Origin of the sequence: Acinetobacter sp. YH01003 (genome assembly GCF_013420525.1) — a bacterium.
In the GTDB taxonomy this organism is placed as follows: Bacteria; Pseudomonadota; Gammaproteobacteria; order Pseudomonadales; family Moraxellaceae; genus Acinetobacter; species Acinetobacter towneri.
The window spans coordinates 1-19,203 of record NZ_VOXY01000004.1 but is presented as its reverse complement, the minus strand read 5'-3'; the positions used below and the strand labels follow the sequence as shown (position 1 = coordinate 19,203).

Here is a 19,203-nt window from a genome sequence, read left to right as displayed (position 1 = left end):
AAAGCAATTTCAAGGATGCTGAATCAACAAAATTTCAGTTTCTTGCCGTAAATTTGACATAAAAAAGAGCTTCAATTGTGAAGCTCTTTTAGGGATCATCTTATAGAGTTTTATTTACGCGTTTGGACACGGTTGGTAATTAATGTTCCCACACCATGATCAGTAAAGATTTCCAATAAAGTAGCATGTGGCACACGACCATCTACAATATGTGCACTGATTACACCGCCTTTAACTGCATCCAATGCACAACCCACTTTTGGAATCATGCCACCGTAAATCACGCCTGTATCAATTAAACGATCTACTTCCTGCGTAGTCAAACCAGTTAACAGGTTTTTATTTTCGTCTAATACACCCGTAATATTGGTCAGCAAAATTAACTTTTCCGCACCCAATGCTTCGGCAACTTTACCTGCGACTAAATCGGCATTAATGTTATAGGTATTGCCTGCATCATCGACACCTAAAGGTGCAATCACTGGAATAAAGTCGCTGCTGGTAAACATTTCCAACACGTCGGTTTTGACACCCACCACTTCACCCACCAAACCAAGGTCAATTTGTTGTACTTCGCCTGTTTCAGTAGTTTTTTGCATCAATAATTTTTGTGCGCGAATCAAGTTACCATCTTTACCCGTCAAACCAATGGCACGACCGCCATGTTGGTTAATCAGATTGACGATAGATTTGTTGACGCTACCACCCAAGACCATTTCTACGACTTCCATAGTCGTAGGATCGGTGACACGCATGCCATCAATACGGTCAGACTCACGTCCCAATTGCTTGAGCATAGAATCCACTTGTGGGCCACCGCCATGCACCACAATCGGGTTTAAGCCTACAGTCTTTAACAACACGATATCACGAGCAAAAGAACTTTCCAGCTCAGGATCGGTCATGGCATTGCCGCCATATTTCACAACAAGGGTCTTGCCCGCAAAACGTTGAATATACGGCAAAGCTTCAGTCAAAATTTGCGCTTTGTCGATACCAGTCTGTTGATGTGGCATTCGCCTCTCCTTATTGAGCATCTAAAATGTCTTGGGCGATTTCAGGGTATCGCTCACTTAACATGGAAACAAATGTATCGCGAATATCATTCAGTCGTGATGGATTATCGGCATCAAAACGCACCGTAAAATATTCGCCTGTATTGGATGCTCGAATAATGCCAAATCCATCTTCAAAATCAAGTCTTACACCATCTATTTTACTTAATTCTGCACCACTGCGATGGCTAGAACTTTCAACATCATTTAAAACCGCACTCGGTTCAATATTCCGTGTGCTGATATACGTGTCTTCAGTGCAGCAACGCTCAGGGTATTTCTGCATCAATGCCGAAAGGCTGCTGTAATTACTGTGGCTTAAATATTCCAACACGCGCAGCGCTGCGTAAATACCATCGTCATAGCCAAAACCACGTCCATCATTGAATACATAATGTCCTGCGTATTCGCCACCGAACACAGCCTTGCCTTGCGACTGCGCCAAATAACGCCGCAAGAAGGTACTGCCCGTGCGAATCATCACCGCTTCGCCACCCAAATCACGCACGGTATTGCGCACCATAGTGGAGCATTTTACATCAAACACCACTTGATGCTGAGGATGAGTTTTTAAACACATTTCTGCAAATAAAGACAGCAAACGATCTGCTGAAAGCACATTGGCATGTTCATCCAAGAGGACGACACGATCACCATCGCCATCTAAAGCAATGCCAATGTCCGCCTGATGTTCACGCACCGCAGCTTTTAAATGTTGTAAGTGTTTTTCTTGTGATGGATCGGGTGCATGTTCTGGAAAATGACCATTGGCTTCGCAGCGTAAAGCAATCACCTCACAGCCCATTTTTTGCAAAACCAAAGCAGCGCAATGACCTGCCGAACCATACATCCCATCTAAAACCACTTTAAAAGTGCCCGCCAGTTGAATATCGTTCAACATTGCCTGCTGATATTGCTGACACGCATCTTCAATAAATTCATGTGAAATATTGGTGGCGTGTTGTGAGGCGATGGATGGTGCTGCATCGGTATTTAAATAATATGGCGCTGCATCGTGTGCCACGTGTTGAATCATTTCAGGGGTTGGCGGTTCGCCCTGCACAATCCATTTAATGCCGTTGTCTGATTTTGGATTATGACTGGCCGTAAGCATAATGCCATTGCCTGCCGTGTGTCGTGCCATAAAATACAACATCGGGCTAGAACAACAACCCACCATCGTCACTTGAAATTGATGGGCAAGAAAGACTTGGCGCATAATTTCAGCATAAGCGGGGCTATTTAAACGCGCATCATAACCAATACTAATTTGAGTTTGCTTTTCTTGTTGATATTGTTGCACCAATCCTTGTGCAATGGCGTGTACCAATTTCGCGGTCAGCACAGTTTCTTTGCCACGAATGTCGTAAGCGCGAAAAATATGCTGAGGAAAAAGTGTTTGTGGATTGTTCATAGGCTTACAACTACAAAGATGAGCCAACATAAAGTGAATAAATCTTGGCTCGAGATATTTTGAAAATTCTAATTAGATTTTTTAATAGATGTGCAATGGTCTCATCAGAGCTAGTGATTTACTTGTCATTATTAGTACATCTTTCGTTACTTTTCAAGAATTGTTGGTAAAGTTTCAGATAAAACTTTACCAAACGATATAGGCTGAAACCTAAGTAACTTAGTTTTTGCCCGTATGCCCAAAACCACCTGCACCACGTTCGGTGGCAACAAATTCATCTACTTGTTCAAACTTGGCCTGTACCACAGGAACCAAAACGTATTGCGCTAAACGCTCACCAGGTTCTAAGCTAAATGCTGTTTGGCTACGGTTCCACACCGAAACCATCAATTCACCCTGATAATCTGAATCAATCAAACCCACCAAGTTCCCCAACACGATGCCATGTTTGTGACCCAAGCCTGAACGCGGCAAAATCATGCCTGCAAAACCTGTATCTTGAATATAAATCGCTAAACCTGTTTTGACCAAGACTGTTTGACCCGGCTCAATCACGGTGCTGCTGTCTACACAAGCACGTAAGTCCAAACCTGCCGAACCTGCGGTTGCATAAGTTGGCATTGGCCATTCTGTGCCTAAACGTGAATCTAAGACTTTAACTTGAACTTTCATGAAGTTTATCCTGTTTTTAAATTTTCAATTTTCTTTCGATTTTCGATGTGCCATTTGATGCTGTACTTGCATCAATGCCCTAAGTATTTTCAAAAAATTAGCGCTTGATTAAGGCACGTAAATTTTCCAAATAATGCTGTGCCTGTAATTTCGGATCGACATCACCGGCTAACTTTTTCTTACGTCCGAGCCATTCCAATTCATCTTGTGGTAATTCATCCAAAAAACGACTTGGGGTCATTTGTTTCATTTGCCCGCCCGCTTTGCGCTGCTCTGCCAAAGTAATGGTTAAGCCCTGACGTGCACGAGTAATCCCCACGTACATCAAACGGCGTTCTTCCTCGACAGTATCTGCCACAATTGAGTTTTTATGCGGTAAAAGCTCTTCTTCCAAACCAATCAAATACACGTACGGAAATTCCAAGCCTTTGGACGCATGCAGGGTGAGTAAATTGACTTTATCAGTGTCTTCTTCTTCCTGTTGCTGTTCGAGCATATCGAGCAGCACCATTTTACGAATCACGCTTTCAATATTCTTTTCATCGACATCTTCAGCACGGTTAATCAAACTTTGGATGCTGCTATATAGAACTTCGATATTATCTAGCTTGGTTTTTTCCTGCGCAGGGGTAGCTGCTTGCTCTTTAATGTAGTCGATATAACCTGCTTCGAGCATCATTTGACGGATGATTGGCACAGGTTCATCATCTTCCAATAAGTTACGCGTAAAATTGCTAATAAAATCTGAAAACTCTGCCAACTGCGTCGTGGCTTTTTTCGGAATTGCCATGGTTAGGCGCTGATCACCTGCAGCAGCCAATAATGACAAATGGTTTTCCTGTGCAAACAGCCCTAGTTTTTCCAAAGTCACAGGACCAATCGCGCGTTTAGGCGTGTTAATAATGCGTAAGAATGCGCTGTCATCTTCAGGGTTAATAATCAGACGCAAATAACTCATGATGTCTTTGATTTCAGCACGTGCGAAGAATGACTGCCCCCCCGAAAGCTTGTAAGGAATTTGCATTTGACGTAATTGGGTTTCCAGAATACGTGCCTGAAAGTTCCCTCGGTACAAAATTGCATAATCTTTCCAGCTTTTACCATTCATCAGTTTATGCGTGAGTAAGTCTTTAACCACGCGTTCTGATTCATCATCATCATTGCGGCATGTAATTACCCGAATCACTTCACCATGACCTTTATCTGACCACAGTTTTTTGTCAAAAATATGTGGATTATTGCCAATGACGGTGTTGGCCGCTTTTAAAATGCGACTGGTCGAGCGATAGTTTTGCTCAAGTTTAATCACTTTTAAATTCGGGAAATCATCTTTCAGCAAGGCCATATTTTCAGGCTTCGCACCGCGCCAAGCGTAAATCGATTGGTCGTCGTCACCTACCGCAGTGAACTGCCCCATTACGCCCACAAGTAATTTCACCAAGATATATTGTGCGGTGTTGGTGTCCTGATACTCATCGACCAATAAATAACGAACACGGTTTTGCCACTTGTCACGCACTTCGGCATTTTCTTGCAAAAGTCGTGTCGGCATTACAATTAAATCATCAAAATCTACCGCGTTATAGGCACGTAAATTACGTTCATAAAGTTGATATAAATGTGCAAACTGGATGTCTTCTGGCGTTTCGCAGGTGGTATGCGCCTGCTCTGGTGCAATCAGATCATTTTTCCAGTCTGAAATCATCTTCATGGCTTTGGCAATCAATTCTTTGCTTTCTGCACCCGACAAATTATCGCGGTGCATTAAATCCATCAGAATACGTTTGCAGTCATCGGCATCTAAAATAGAGAAGTTGGCTTTTAACGGCGTGTGTTTTAATTCAAGACGTAATAAATTCAGACCAAAGGTGTGGAAAGTCGAAACCGATAATCCTTTAGCTTCTTCACGTGACAACAATTTGGTCACACGCTCTTTCATTTCTCGTGCTGCTTTGTTGGTAAAAGTCATCGCTGTAATACGATGCGCAGGAATCCCGCAATGCTTAACCAAATAGGCAATTTTTCGGGTAATCACCGAAGTTTTGCCTGAACCTGCACCTGCAAGCACTAACAAGGGTCCTTGAGTGTATTTCATCGCTTCAAGTTGCTTGTCGTTTAACTGACTTGCCAGTGTCATAGTATTTCCTCTATTTCGGTTCGAGCTCGATTATAGTCATCTCCGCCAAAGATGACTAATCTAAAATGCTACTTTAGACGTCATTGTCTATTTACTGAGTAGACCCTAGAAATTGCTTGCATAAAAAAACCGCCCGAAGGCGGTTCTTTACAATCTATACAATGCCAGATTATTGGATTGCATAAATGCTGATTTCTACACGACGGTTTTGCTCACGACCTTCTGCAGTAGCATTCGATGCGATTGGGTTTGCAGCACCGTGACCTTGTGCATTAATACGTGAAGTTGATACACCACGGCTAGCCAAGTAGTTTGCAACCGATTGTGCACGTGCTTGTGACAATGGAATGTTGATTGCGTCGTTACCAGTGCTGTCAGTATAACCTGTTACCAAAATACCGCTCTTGTTATCTTGGGTTAGCGTTTGCGCTACTTTGTCCAAGGTAGAATAGAAGTTTGGTTTGATGTTTGATTTGTTCGTATCAAACGTGATGTTACCCGGCATGATCAAGCCAACAGAACCATCGGCATTACGGTTTACTTCTACGCCTGTACCAGCCATTTGTTGACGAAGTTGTTTTTCTTTATTGTCAAGATAAACACCCGCAGCAGCACCCACTACAGCACCAATTGCTGCAGCACGGTTGTTTTGTGCACTTGTATTTGCGTTACTTTTAGAGACCCCATAACCTGCAGCAGCACCAATTACTGTGCCTAACGCAGTTTTGTCATATTCCATACCACCAAGGTTGTTACCAGTCGTTTGACAACCAGTTAAAACCATTGCCCCTACGACTGCTGCCGAAATTGCTAATGCACGCATGGCATGCCTCCTTACTTGTGTTTTGTTGTATATGCTGAATATTGAATGAAAAAATATACTTAGACCATTGATTTTTTGTTAATAAAAAAACTTTTACTTACAAATATACATGATCATGTACAAATCTTGGTATAACTTCATCACAATTTCTACACACTTTCACTTCAACACTTTTTTATTTTAAAAACAACATTTATATTGGAGTCATCTACAAACACGTGACGCATTGGACGATTTATCTTCAGGATTGATTTATATGTCATCGCAAGCAAAGAAACACCCTTTATTAAAAAAAATCACAAAAGGTCTCACCGTGGGTACAGTCATCACTGGCAGTACATTTTTTCACGGCCCTCCTGTGTTGGCTTTGGGCTTAACCAAACTGTTAAAGCAGTCACGTAAGGTCGATGAAACCAATATTCAAATTACCAACAGTTGGCTCAGTGTAAACAACTGGCTGATTGATCATGTATTACCCAATACCCAATGGGATATCAGCATTGATGAAGATTTGCAACTGAGCATGCAAGGTCGTTATCTCATGACCTGTAACCATCAAAGTTGGGTCGATACCACAGTAAATCAGTATTTTGGCTTAACCCGTATGCCATTGACCCGCTTTTTTACCAAGTGGGAACTGATCTTTATTCCCTTTGTAGGACAAGCCTTTAAAATTTTAGGCTTCCCAATGATGAAGCGTCACAGCAAAGCACAAATTGCCAAAAAACCTGAGCTGAAAGACCACGATATGGAAGAAGCGCGTAAAGCCTGCCAACAGTTATTAAGTCAGCCCTTTACCCTGCTGAATTATTTAGAAGGCACACGCTTTACCCAAGAAAAACATGATCAACAACAATCGCCTTATCAACATTTATTAAAGCCAAAAGCTGGTGGTTTAGCTTTGGCATTGAATATTTTGGGTGATCAAATTGATGCCTTGGTAGATATGACCATTGTGTACCCAGATGGCGTGCCGGGCTATAGCGAGTTTTGGTTAGGTGAGGTGCCGCGCATTGCGGTGAATTTACGCAAAATTAATATTCCAGCTTGGGTGTTGGGCGGCAATTACGAAGATGATACTGAATATCGTGAGCGTTTTCAGCAATGGGTGCATGAACTGTGGCTGGAAAAAGATCAATTGATTGAAAGCATGCAACAAAAACTTGCAGCTCCGACTGCATAACCATTCAGGTACGCCATGAAAAAGTCTGAAGAACCTGTCATCAAATCCTCTTTTCATCCCCTGCGTAAAGATTCATGGGGATGGAAAATTGCCTTGGCTTATGACTTGTTTTTGATGGGTTTAATCATCTTTAACTTGTTCTGTTTAAGTGCCAATGCCATTTTAATGAGTGATTTTGGCGAATGGTTGTTCGATTTTATTCGTCTACCTGAAATTTTACAGTTTTATCGAACAGAATTGCGCCCTTGGGTGGTGATTACCGAAGGCTGGTTTACCACGTTTTTAATTGTAGAGTTGGGCGTGCGTTGGGGTATTGCAATTATTTTCAAACATCATCAGCGTTGGTGGTTTTTCCCGTTTATTCACTGGTATGAAATTCTTGCAATTATTCCGCAATTGCGTTTTTTACGTTTATTACGTGCCATCGCGATTGGTTACAACCTGCATAGCCATGGCTATAAAGTCATTCCAGACAGTTGGTATAAACGCGGCAACTTTTACTACAACTTGCTAATGGAAGAACTGAGTAGCCGTGTGGTGCTCACGGTACTTAATGGTGTGCAACGTGAATTGACCACCAGTACCACTCACAAACAATTTATTGATGATTTGGTCGAGCATCATCGTCAATTACTCGCGATTGCCCTAGCCGATATTTTGCAGGAATCCTTAGGCAAAGAATTACAAATGCAGCGTCACATGATTGCGAAAAATGTCGGGTTGGTGGTGAATCAAGCCATTGAAGATACGCCTGAACTGACGCAATTGCTGCGCCTGATTCCATTGGTCGGTGGACGTATTGAACAGCAAATTCAAAGTATCGGACAACGATTGGGCGAAAATATCACCCAAGGTTTAATTGAACCTTTTGCACAGCAGCATCAACAAGTACAAAATCCAACTTATCAAATGATTGCTGAAAAAATTAGTCAGATTGAGATTGAACATAATCAGCATATTGATAAATTAGTGGAATCAGCGATATTTGAAAGTTTAGAAGCAATTCGCAAACAAGTAAAAGTTAAACAATGGCAACAAATTTTAAATGAAGGACAACAACACGATATTTCATAAAGGTCTTTCGATAATTTTAGCTAAAACAATGTGAAATATTTTTAGTAACTGAACTAGAGAATTCACCCAATTTGTTCTAGGATTTGCTCTATTTATAAGATGACTTCAACAACCAGCAAAGTTAGAAGTGTTAAGGAATTATTATGGCTGACATACGGATAAAAGGCAGATTGGTCAATGCGATTCGCATTAGCTTAGACACCAATGATCATGATGCGATCCGCCAGCAACTAAGCCCAATGTTGCAAAAATCATTTCCACCAGGGGTTTTGGTGGTCATTGAAAGTTCAGTCGAACAAGAATTGATTGCGCTAATTCAATTGCTAATTAGCCTAGAAGCACAGCCAATTGCTGTGACTGAAGGCATTATGGCAGATCAGGCACGTGCTATTCAGTTCCCTGTCATCCCGCAAGACCGTCCATTGCAGGAAGTGAAAGCCACCAAAGAACAAGTGGTTGAAGTAAAACCTGAACCTGCGGCAGAACAGCAACAGACGGAAAATCAAGTCGCTGAAACTGCACCTGCTGTGGCGCATATTACGTCTTATCACGATGAAATTTTGCGTACAGGTCAATGCTTGGTACAACATCAGGGCGACATTATTTTAACCGCAGGCATCAACAGCGGTTCTGAAGTGATTGCTTCAGGAAATATACATATTTATGGTAGTGTACGTGGTAGAGTCATTGCCGGCGCGGGCGGGAATATTGCGGCACGAATTTTCTGTCATTCCCTAGAAGCAGAATTGGTATCTATTGCAGGCACGTATTGCGTGGCGGACGATATTCCTCAGCATGTGACTAAAAAACCTGTGCATATTTACTTAAATGATAACCAAGAGCTTGTATTTGAAGCTCTACAATTTTAATGTATAAATAATCACCAAAAATCCCCGAAAAAATATAGGGGAATTTAAACCATAACAGGAGTGGATTCGGTGGCGAAAATTGTTGTCGTAACATCAGGCAAAGGTGGCGTAGGTAAAACCACTACAAGTGCATCTTTTGCAACAGGTTTAGCCCTACGTGGTCACAAAACTGTTGTTATCGATTTTGACGTGGGTTTACGTAACCTTGACTTAATTATGGGTTGTGAACGTCGCGTTGTTTATGATTTTGTGAATGTATTAAATAATGAAGCGCGTTTACAACAAGCATTAATTCGCGATAAAGATATCGAAAACCTTTATATTCTTCCAGCTTCACAAACCCGTGATAAAGATGCCCTCACCGATGAAGGTGTGGCACGTATTATGGATGAGTTGGCACAAGAGTTTGATTACATTATTTGCGACTCACCTGCAGGGATTGAGCGCGGTGCCATTCTTGCAATGTACCATGCCGATGAAGCGATTATTGTGACTAACCCTGAAATTTCTTCAGTACGTGACTCTGACCGTATTATTGGTATGCTTGACAGCAAAACCAAAAAAGTAGAACAAAATGAAGGTCGTGTGCGTAAGCACTTGTGTATTACACGTTACAACCCAGAACGTGCCGATAAACAAGAAATGCTGACCATTGACGACATTTCTAAAGATATTTTACGTGTACCAACTTTAGGCGTGATTCCTGAATGTAAGAGCGTACTTCAAGCATCTAACGAAGGTAAACCTGTCATTCTGTATAGCGATGCTGCTGCAGGTCAGGCGTATGATGACTTAGTTGCACGTTTCTTGGGTGAAGAACGTCCGTTTCGTCATATTGAAACAAAACCGAAAGGTTGGTTAGCACGATTATTTGGAGCGTAGACATGGCAGGATTTTGGAGCAAATTATTTAGCGGTGAAGACAAGCCATCTAGCGCACAAACAGCAAAAGATCGCTTAAAAGTGATTGTTGCTTCTGAACAAGGTCTAGGTAAACGCTTAAGCCAAGACAAAATTGATCAGATGAAAAAAGAAATCATGCAAGTGGTAAATCGCTACGTGCGTGGTGTCGATGAACAACATATTCAAATGTCTGTGCGTTCAGAAGCCAATATTGAAATGTTGGAAATGAATATCAATTTGCCTGAAGAGCGATAATCTGAATACTGATTAGTCAAGCAAATTGAATCAGGGCAAAATAACACTAGTTATTTTGCCCTATTTTTTTCAAAAGAATATAAAGGAGATTGCCATGGCATTATCTCAACCTGCGACCTTTAACGAAGCATGGTCGGATGAACGTGTATTTGCCTATTTGAATCAACTTCCACCTGCAGGTGTGAATGCAGATTTTCACGTACTCTATCACGCATTTAAACACATGCGTCCAAGCGACTATGAACGTCTATTGACACAATTTGTTGCCGATGGTCGCGATGTCAATGCCACTAATCCTGAAGGTCAGCGTATTCACGATGTGATTGCTGAATTTCCACGTCAAAAAGATGGTTTTTTAGCAGTTTTAGCCAAGTTTGCTTAAACTGTTTAAACACAATCTCTGGCTAAATTCAGCCAAAAAGATTGAGTGTAAAAAGAAAAAATCCCGCAATTGAATTGCGGGATTTTTTTATAGCACTACTTGATTCAAAATCAAACAGAAAGTGAAAGCTTTACACTAAAATTTCACGTTTCCCATTTGCTCCTTGCTCGCTCACAATGCCTTGCTCTTGCATCTGATCGACAATACGTGCCGCACGGTTATAGCCCAAGCTAAATTTGCGCTGTAAAGATGAGGTCGACACTTTACGTGTTTCCAAAACAAATGCTACACACTGATCATACAACACATCACGGTCTGGACTGCCTTCACCATCTTCAAAACCACGTGAAGATGGTTCTTCATCAAATGGCGTCAAGATTTCATCGACATAGTCAGGATCGCCACGCTCACGCCACGCATCACAAATACGGTTGACTTCATCATCCGAAATAAATGCGCCATGCACACGTTCTGGCTCAATTTTACCCGGCCCTAAAAATAGCATATCACCATGACCAAGCAGGTCTTCTGCACCGCCCGCATCCAAGATAGTACGTGAGTCAATTTTCGAGTTCACACGCAAAGCTACACGGGTTGGAATGTTGGCTTTAATTAGACCTGTGATCACATCCACCGATGGACGCTGAGTTGCTAAGAGTAAGTGAATCCCTGCTGCACGTGATTTTTGTGCCAAACGGGTAATCATTTCTTCCGCTTTCTTGCCCACTTGCATGATCATGTCGGCAAACTCATCTGCCACAATCACAATAGATGGCAATGGTGTTAAACGCGGTGCACGTTCTTGCGTTGCTGAATCTCCCGGCTTCCAAGTTGGATCAATTAAATCTTCACCATTGGCAATAGATTCTTCAACCTTACGGTTATAGTCGCTTAATTTACGAATTTTCAGGAAAGACATTAGCTTATAACGACGTTCCATTTCATTGACACACCAATTTAAAGCGCTGACGGCATCTTTCATATCAGTCACTACAGGCGTCAATAAGTGTGGAATATCGTTATAGTTGGCGAGTTCCAATTGTTTCGGGTCAATCAAAATTAAGCGTAATTGATCAGGCTTGTATTTCAGCAACATCGACAAAATCATCGAGTTCACTGCCACTGATTTACCTGAACCCGTTGTCCCTGCTACGAGCATGTGTGGTGCTTTGCCCAATTCAGTAATCACAGGATTGCCTGAAATGTCTTTCCCCATCGCCATAGATAAAATGCCGTTTGGATCTTCAAAAGCAGGCGTTTGTAATAACTCAATCAAACGTACCATTTCACGTGAACTATTCGGTACTTCAATGCCAATATACGGTTTGCCCGGAATCACTTCGACCACACGTACCGATGCCATCGACATTGAACGCGCCAAGTCACGAGAAATATTGGTTACTTTTGAAGCTTTGACCCCAGGTGCCAAATCCAGCTCAAAACGGGTCACGACAGGACCAGGCTGTGCTTCAACCACTTTGGCTTTGACATTAAATTCCTGTAATTTAATTTCCAGCAATTCCGACAAGCGCGATAATTGTTCTGCGGTGAAGTTCACTTTTTTGTTTGGATCGACTTTATCAAGCAAATCCAAACCCGGTAATGGCGATAAATCACGACGTTTTTCTGCAACCTGCATGGCGCGTGACATCGGACGACCATGTGCATCGGTCAGCGGCGCATCAAAATCAAAGTCATCTTCGTCTAGTGGTTTGCCTGCGGTTTCCTGCCAAGCTTCGATAAATGCTTCTTTGGATAACGCCACTTTTTCTGCTTGTTCAGCCTGTGTAGCAGTCGCTGCGTTTGCCATCACTGCGGCAGTGGCTGCCGTCTGAATAGGTGCCTGAACAAAAGCAGAACTTTGTGCATAGCTACTGGTACTACGCGCTACAGGCGCTTGATCTTGAAATGCATCTTGCTGTAACTCATCACCCAAAAGATCATCCACCAACAAGTCATCTAAACTGTCTAAATCATGCTGCAAATGGCGCTCTTGGCGTACAGCATGATTTTGCGTATTCGAAGCACTTGACGATGGCGGGTTAAAATCTGACTCAAATCTGCTGAGATCATCGTTAAAATTGTGAGCCGTAGGATTCGAGTGCGGATGCACTGTTTCTTGCTGGGTCACAGACTCATCTAAAGTATCCATTGCCCCGCTGTTTTGGAATGGGCTGTGTAAATCACTTGCAGCTTTGCCTTGCGGAACTGCTGCGAGCAATTCATCAAAAATTTGATCATCATCCCAATCTAACGAAGATTTTGCAGTGGCTTGAGATGCCGTAGATGCAGGACGCACTTCATCAAAAGGATTCGATTGTAGATGTGGCTCTGGTTCTTCTGAAGCACGCAATAAAGCATGAATGTCTTGGTTATGCTGACTGTCGGTATTTTCTTGTAAAGCACGCCACACTTCGCCTGTCGCAACAATACGCTGGCTGTCTTGTTCTAAGCGATGCGCCTTTTCGATGGTTTTTTCTAACTCAACATCATCAATTTCATCTTGCACCAATAGCTGTTGCTGCGCCTGTTGCTCTTCTTCTTCACGTTGCTGCATGTGATTAAACATACGCTCTGCCGCAGGATGTGGCGCAGTTGTTTCAGCTTCTTTCGCCTGTGCAACCACGGGTTCACTTGCTGCTTCTAAATCAGTTGATGCCACTTCAACAGCAACCACAGGTGCAGCAGCGACAACGGTCTTTTTCACCTGTGGTGTAGAACGGTCAAAGTCAGATTCTGCTTCAGGTACATTGCGATAGAACAAATCTTGCAGATAAGCAGGTGTAGCTTTTAAAGTTGCCCACGTTCTGTTCCACTTCACCCCAAATGCGAGGGTAAATAAGAAAATCCAAAAGACGACTAAAAAAAGTGTTGCTCCATAAATGGTTAAAATTTGCGATAAACTTTTCCCAAGTTCAAAACCAATGATGCCGCCTGAGGCATTGTCTAACGTATCGGCAGGTACTTGCCAAAATAAATACAGCAAACTTGCTGTTGCCAATAAAATGAAGAATTGTGCAGCATAACGAAATGGTCGGTTTAAAAAACTACGTGGCCACCAGACTTGTAAGGCTTCAATAAAAAAATAAGCAGGAAGAAGCAGACTCGCCCAACCTAAAAAGCCAAACAGTAAATCGGCAATCCACGCACCTGCGATTCCACTCGCATTTGAAACCTGTTGGGTGTCACTGGAAATGTGCATCCAACCTGGGTCAAATGGAGTATAGGTCACCGTTGCAAGGAACAGATATATTCCAAAAGAGACCAAAAATAATGTCGCTATTAAGCGATGTGCATAAGCACCCGACACCGCAGTCATATATTGTCCTGTCGCCAATTCTTCATCAATGTTTTTTGTTTGTTCGATGGTCTTAAAAAGCCACCTGATTCGGAGCGTCTGTATTTCATTTAGCTGTGTCATTTAAGTTGCATTTCACGATGCAAGCTTCACCACACAGCAAGCTATAAATTATAACAGACCTTCTATTATGCATGTGTTGCCTAGAAAAAGATGCAAGATTATTGAAGTGTGTTGTTAACTTTTTCTATATAGCTCAAATCGATTTACATGATCAGTAATATCAACTTTAATCACACAGCAAACTCATCCTGTTTCACGTATAATTCCATAAATTTCTAAATAAAAAAAGGATGCTGTGCATGAGCGCTCGTCACTCACGTTTAATTATTTTAGGTTCAGGCCCTGCAGGTTATAGTGCTGCAGTATATGCTGCACGTGCCAACTTAAAACCGACTTTAATTGCAGGCTTACAATTGGGTGGTCAACTCACCACAACTACGGAAGTTGATAACTGGCCAGGTGATCCTGAAGGTTTAACAGGCCCAGCGTTAATGGAACGTATGCAAGCTCATGCGGAACGCTTTGGCACAGAAATCGTGTATGACCATATCAATGAAGTAAACCTGAATGTGCGCCCATTTGTACTGAAAGGTGATATGGAAGAATTTACCTGTGATGCTTTAATCATTTGCACAGGTGCGACTGCACAATATTTAGGTTTAGAATCTGAAGCAGCATTTATGGGTCAAGGCGTAAGTGCTTGTGCTACCTGTGATGGTTTCTTCTACAAAAACCAAAAAGTGATGGTCGTTGGTGGTGGTAACACGGCTGTTGAAGAAGCATTATACCTGTCTAACATTGCATCACACGTGACATTGGTGCATCGTCGTGATTCACTTCGCTCTGAAAAAATCTTGCAAGATCATTTATTTGCCAAAGAAAAAGAAGGCAAAATCAGTATTCTTTGGAATAACCAAGTTGATGAAGTCTTGGGCGACAACACAGGCGTAACTTCAGTACGTTTAAAATCAACCACTGATGGCTCTACTCAAATTGTTGATGTGTCTGGCTTATTCATTGCGATTGGTCACAAACCGAATACAGGCATGTTCGAAGGTCAATTGAACTTGCGTGATGGTTATATCCAAGTACAAAGCGGCACTTCAGGCAATGCGACTCAAACTTCTGTGGCTGGCGTATTTGCTGCAGGTGATGTGGCCGATTCAATTTATCGCCAAGCGATTACTTCTGCAGGTTCAGGTTGTATGGCAGCTTTGGATGCAGAAAAATATTTAGATGCACTTGGTGAATAATTTAGTGACCAAGTTTAAAGACCGCTCTCCTTGAGCGGTTTTTTTATCACGGCATTTTTAGGTATGATGAAATCAAGTTCATCGTAAAACTTCATACGGCAATTGATATGCACACGCTCCCGGCTTCACAATTCATTTTCCCCGATCCCATTGAAGTTGATCCTGAGGGTGAAGGCTTGATTTGTGTAGGTGCAGACCTTTCCCCTTCAACCTTATATGAAGCCTATACACATGGCTTATTTCCATGGTTTTCAGAAGGTGATCCTATTTGTTGGTGGAGTCCTGAGCCACGTTGCGTAATTATTCCGCAACATTATCAGCCGAGTAAGTCTTTAATCCGCAACATGAAAAAAATAGATTATCGCATTACTATCAATCATGCCTTTGAACAAGTGATTCGCAATTGTGCCTTGCCCCGTAGCTACGCCAATGATACTTGGATTTCTGAAGAGATCATTCAAGGTTATTGTCAGCTTTTTGCAGCAGGTTATGGCTATAGTTTAGAAGTTTGGGAGCAAGATAGTTTGGTCGGTGGTTTATATGGAGTCAGTATTGGCAAAGGCTGTTTTGGCGAGTCCATGTTTAGCCATCGTACCGATGTCTCCAAAATGGCATTTTATAGTTTGATGCTGCTCGGACAAGAACAACAATTGCCTTGGATTGACTGCCAATTGGTCAATGACCATTTAATCAGTCTCGGAGCATGTACACTTTCTCGCCAAGACTATCTTAAATCGTTACAAGATGTTGTAAAACAACCTGCAATCAATTGGAAAAAATATCAGGACAGTGTATTTTCAAGTAAAACAATAGCGCAGTATGCGCGCCTACTTGAATGACAATAACAGAGAGGGATCTTGACAATGAATTCATATCACCCAAAATCCCTGCTAAATGATTTGCAGTATTACATTACTCCGCCGCATGATTGCAGCTATTTACCTGAAAAATCTGCGCGGATGGTTTTTTTAGATCCTGCACATAAAATTGATGTGCTGACTTTGTCTGAACTCTCTCGGGTCGGTTTTCGTCGCAGTGGCGATTTTGTCTATCGTCCTGAATGCCATTTGTGCCGCCAATGCCTTTCTTCACGTATTCCTGTCGCTGAATTTAAAATGAACAGCACGCAAAAGAAAGCTTGGAAACGCAATCACGATTTACAGATCAAAATCACCAAGCCACAAGATGCAGGTGATTTGCATTATGCGCTGTATGAACGCTATATCAATGAACGACATGCCGATGGCGATATGTTCCCTGCCAGCCGTGACCAATTTGAAAAATTCCTAATCCACAGTTGTACCAGCAGCTTCTTTTTAGAGGTTTGGCAAGATGATCGCTTAATTGCAGTATCGACCTGTGATTATTTAGATGATGGTATTTCTGCGGTCTATACCTTTTTTGACCCAGACGAAAGTCGTCGCTCACTCGGAACATTTGCGGTATTAAAACAAATTGAACAGGCACAGCATTTGGGACTGCAATATGTTTACTTAGGTTATTGGGTACCACATTCCAATAAAATGAACTATAAATCGCAATATGTGCCCCTTGAGCTACTGCTTGATGGTCAATGGCGACGCATTAACCGCAGCCTAAATACCGATGAGGTGCAGCAATTGGGAAACTCCTTAATGACCACGCTGCCCTTAGGCTGGAATAACTCCATCATCAAATAAAAATGTAATGATGCAATACTGATTTTTGCATCGATCAGATTCACTTAAACAAACTGGCAAAATCATCGCTACAAGATTTCACCATAATAATGGCATGCTCCCGTGTGCCATCCGTTTTAGGATAATAATTTTTACGTAAATCAATTTGATGAAAACCTGACTTTTCATACAGGGCTATCGCAGCTAAATTACTTTCACGTACTTCTAAAAAAATCTGCACAGGTTGGTTTTTCAAACCTGCAATAGAATGTTCTAGCAGTTGATAACCTAAACCTTTGCCTTGCTGACTTGGATGCACCGCCATCAACAACAAATTTGCTTCATCCAACACAGGTTGCAAAATACAAAAACCCACCACTCTCCCTGCATGTTCAATCACGGTACTGTGATAACTCTCTACCGCTTCGGCAAATTGTTTGGCACTCCACGGATGACTTTGTACCAAATTTTCAATCGCAACCACATCGGCGACATCATGGGCTTGCATTAAACGAATCATAAGAAATGATCTTGTGCTGTTCTAAGATGTAGGCATTATAGATTTCACGACAAAAAAATCGAGCAAAAAAAAAGGCAACTTACGTTGCCTGACCAAAAGGAAAAGTTTAAAAGCCTAATTTAGCTTTCCAAGTATTTAATAATGTTGTGGTATCAAAATCGTTAGGATGAAAATTCGGTTTGAAATAGAACAACATTTCTTTGCCCATGCCTGTAATAATCCCTTTAGATGGACTATAGGCATAACGATAAATCATGCGTAAATTTTCCAAATTCAACTGCTTGTCTTGTTTTAGTAAACGCCACAAAAAATAGTTTTGTACAAAAAATAAAGTCAGCATCGAAATAACCAAAGAACTTGTACGTAGTGCATAGGCTTTCAGACCTTTGCCAAACACACCTTCAAATACATCATACGCAACAGCTTTATGTTCGTTTTCTTCAATCGCATGCCACAACCACATAGTTTTCATGGTGTCATCGGTCATCAATTCTTGAATATGTGAATTGGTCAATAATTGTGAGGCAATCGTAGCTGTGAAATGTTCTAGCGCAGTGGTCGCAGTTAAATCTACCATTTTCTGTGTAATGCCAATCGGTTTAGCCAACTTTGCCATAAATTTGCGTGTAGTTTGAATCACAGTATCTGTATAACAATCCAAAGTATCAACATCATGCCCAAATTTCTGTGCAGAGGCATTAAAACCGACATGCTCATGCGTGTGCATGGCTTCTTGTCCAATAAATGCACTGATTTCTTTCTGTAAATCTGCATTGTCTTTCAGCATTGGGTGATAACGCACAGCACGCACACTGTCTATAAAGAACTTCTCACCTGCGGGAAATAACGCAGATAATGCAGTCATAAAATGCGTTAGACCTGCATTACCATTCATCCAATATTCAGGTACAGCATCAAAGTTGAAATTCATTCGACGGACAGGAAAACTCGCCCCTGCACGTTCACTAATACTCACTTTAGCATTCATGTTGCTCACTCCTGAGGTTACAACAATGAAGTCATTCATTTCCTGTAACCCGCTATATTTTTTATTTTTCGGTATGAGTTCATATTACGGTTTTCTGTGCGGTATTTAAGTGCAGTTAAGGACAGTGAGTTGTCAGTTCAGGACATGAGGAATAAAAAATAATGATAAGTGAAATTATTTTTTGTGACGCAAGAGTAAAAAATAGACAATGAAATTATTTTTACGACGCAAGAGTAAAAAAATAGACGATGATTTTTTATGACGTAAGAGCAAGAATAATTAGACAGCAAAATTATTTTTATGATGTAAGAGAAAAAAAGGCAACTAAACCGCAGCAAAAGAATGTTCATAAAATGGTTTTAGATTGATTCAAGGTTTAAAGAACAGCTATTTCATCCATCAATACAGTAGGACAAGCTTTCATCCACCTGGAAACTAGCACACAAAATACAGCCATAAAAAAAGCGCCCCAAATGGAGCGCTTTTTCACACTATAAAGTGATTATGCTGTTACTTTAGCAACAACACCAGCACCTACAGTACGACCACCTTCACGGATCGCAAAACGTAGACCTGGGTCCATTGCGATTGGGTGGATTAATTCTACTGACATTTCAACGTTGTCACCTGGCATTACCATTTCAACGCCTTCTTTCA

Annotated in this window: 17 protein-coding genes and 1 pseudogene; 9 read left to right on the top strand and 9 right to left on the bottom strand. The window is 41.6% G+C overall.

The features are described from left to right. Positions 1–110 precede the first annotated feature (110 nt). The 5 genes from argB to FTT70_RS05510 all read right to left on the bottom strand — a co-directional run bounded on the left by argB (position 111) and on the right by FTT70_RS05510 (position 6,101). Positions 111–1,016, bottom strand: a complete 906-nt coding sequence (gene argB, locus FTT70_RS05530; protein WP_004975310.1) for an acetylglutamate kinase — start codon at positions 1,014–1,016, stop codon at positions 111–113. Positions 1,017–1,026: 10 nt separating this feature from the next. Beyond that, complete coding sequence (locus tag FTT70_RS05525) at positions 1,027–2,469, bottom strand: phosphomannomutase/phosphoglucomutase (RefSeq protein ID WP_004975308.1); 1,443 nt, start codon at positions 2,467–2,469, stop codon at positions 1,027–1,029. Between the two features lie 219 nt (positions 2,470–2,688). Further along, positions 2,689–3,141: a dUTP diphosphatase gene (gene dut / locus FTT70_RS05520; protein WP_004975307.1), complete on the bottom strand. Its 453-nt coding sequence runs from the start codon at positions 3,139–3,141 to the stop codon at positions 2,689–2,691. 97 nt (positions 3,142–3,238) lie between these two features. Then, positions 3,239–5,278: a UvrD-helicase domain-containing protein gene (locus FTT70_RS05515; RefSeq protein ID WP_154320416.1), complete on the bottom strand. Its 2,040-nt coding sequence runs from the start codon at positions 5,276–5,278 to the stop codon at positions 3,239–3,241. Positions 5,279–5,447: 169 nt separating this feature from the next. After that, positions 5,448–6,101, bottom strand: a complete 654-nt coding sequence (locus FTT70_RS05510) for an OmpA family protein (RefSeq protein WP_167846208.1) — start codon at positions 6,099–6,101, stop codon at positions 5,448–5,450. A gap of 256 nt (positions 6,102–6,357) precedes the next feature. Between FTT70_RS05510 and FTT70_RS05505 the strand changes: the two genes are divergently transcribed. The 6 genes from FTT70_RS05505 to FTT70_RS05480 all read left to right on the top strand — a co-directional run bounded on the left by FTT70_RS05505 (position 6,358) and on the right by FTT70_RS05480 (position 10,766). After that, positions 6,358–7,284, top strand: a complete 927-nt coding sequence (locus tag FTT70_RS05505; protein WP_180168386.1) for an acyltransferase — start codon at positions 6,358–6,360, stop codon at positions 7,282–7,284. Positions 7,285–7,299: 15 nt separating this feature from the next. After that, entirely contained in the window at positions 7,300–8,358 is a 1,059-nt protein-coding gene (locus FTT70_RS05500) for a hypothetical protein (protein WP_004975298.1), read from the top strand. A 143-nt stretch (positions 8,359–8,501) separates the two neighbouring features. Continuing rightward, positions 8,502–9,227, top strand: a complete 726-nt coding sequence (minC, locus tag FTT70_RS05495) for a septum site-determining protein MinC (protein WP_096902696.1) — start codon at positions 8,502–8,504, stop codon at positions 9,225–9,227. 69 nt (positions 9,228–9,296) lie between these two features. Continuing rightward, a complete protein-coding gene (gene minD, locus FTT70_RS05490; RefSeq protein ID WP_096902697.1) occupies positions 9,297–10,109 on the top strand; it encodes a septum site-determining protein MinD in 813 nt (270 codons plus the stop codon). Between the two features lie 2 nt (positions 10,110–10,111). After that, complete coding sequence (gene minE, locus FTT70_RS05485; protein ID WP_096902698.1) at positions 10,112–10,384, top strand: cell division topological specificity factor MinE; 273 nt, start codon at positions 10,112–10,114, stop codon at positions 10,382–10,384. Positions 10,385–10,478: 94 nt separating this feature from the next. Then, positions 10,479–10,766: a PA4642 family protein gene (locus tag FTT70_RS05480; RefSeq protein ID WP_004975291.1), complete on the top strand. Its 288-nt coding sequence runs from the start codon at positions 10,479–10,481 to the stop codon at positions 10,764–10,766. Between the two features lie 130 nt (positions 10,767–10,896). Here FTT70_RS05480 and FTT70_RS05475 read toward each other — a convergent pair whose 3' ends face one another. Continuing rightward, positions 10,897–14,085 (bottom strand): DNA translocase FtsK, encoded by a 3,189-nt coding sequence (locus tag FTT70_RS05475; protein WP_104853253.1) that lies wholly within the window; start codon positions 14,083–14,085, stop codon positions 10,897–10,899. 341 nt (positions 14,086–14,426) lie between these two features. Between FTT70_RS05475 and trxB the strand changes: the two genes are divergently transcribed. From trxB to FTT70_RS05460, 3 genes are all read left to right on the top strand, one after another. Beyond that, the gene (gene trxB / locus FTT70_RS05470; RefSeq protein WP_004975288.1) at positions 14,427–15,380 is read left to right on the top strand and encodes a thioredoxin-disulfide reductase; all 954 of its coding nucleotides are present in this window, start codon (positions 14,427–14,429) and stop codon (positions 15,378–15,380) included. 107 nt (positions 15,381–15,487) lie between these two features. Next, positions 15,488–16,219 (top strand): leucyl/phenylalanyl-tRNA--protein transferase, encoded by a 732-nt coding sequence (gene aat / locus FTT70_RS05465; RefSeq protein WP_131261723.1) that lies wholly within the window; start codon positions 15,488–15,490, stop codon positions 16,217–16,219. A 24-nt stretch (positions 16,220–16,243) separates the two neighbouring features. Beyond that, the gene (locus tag FTT70_RS05460) at positions 16,244–17,059 is read left to right on the top strand and encodes an arginyltransferase (protein WP_131261724.1); all 816 of its coding nucleotides are present in this window, start codon (positions 16,244–16,246) and stop codon (positions 17,057–17,059) included. Between the two features lie 40 nt (positions 17,060–17,099). On the opposite strand, the gene rimI is transcribed toward FTT70_RS05460, so the two are convergent. The 3 genes and pseudogenes from rimI to FTT70_RS05445 all read right to left on the bottom strand — a co-directional run. Beyond that, complete coding sequence (rimI, locus tag FTT70_RS05455; RefSeq protein ID WP_004975283.1) at positions 17,100–17,558, bottom strand: ribosomal protein S18-alanine N-acetyltransferase; 459 nt, start codon at positions 17,556–17,558, stop codon at positions 17,100–17,102. Positions 17,559–17,664: 106 nt separating this feature from the next. Next, complete coding sequence (locus FTT70_RS05450; protein ID WP_004975282.1) at positions 17,665–18,546, bottom strand: metal-dependent hydrolase; 882 nt, start codon at positions 18,544–18,546, stop codon at positions 17,665–17,667. Positions 18,547–19,048: 502 nt separating this feature from the next. Further along, positions 19,049–19,203: pseudogene (locus FTT70_RS05445) on the bottom strand (elongation factor Tu); the annotation flags it as partial.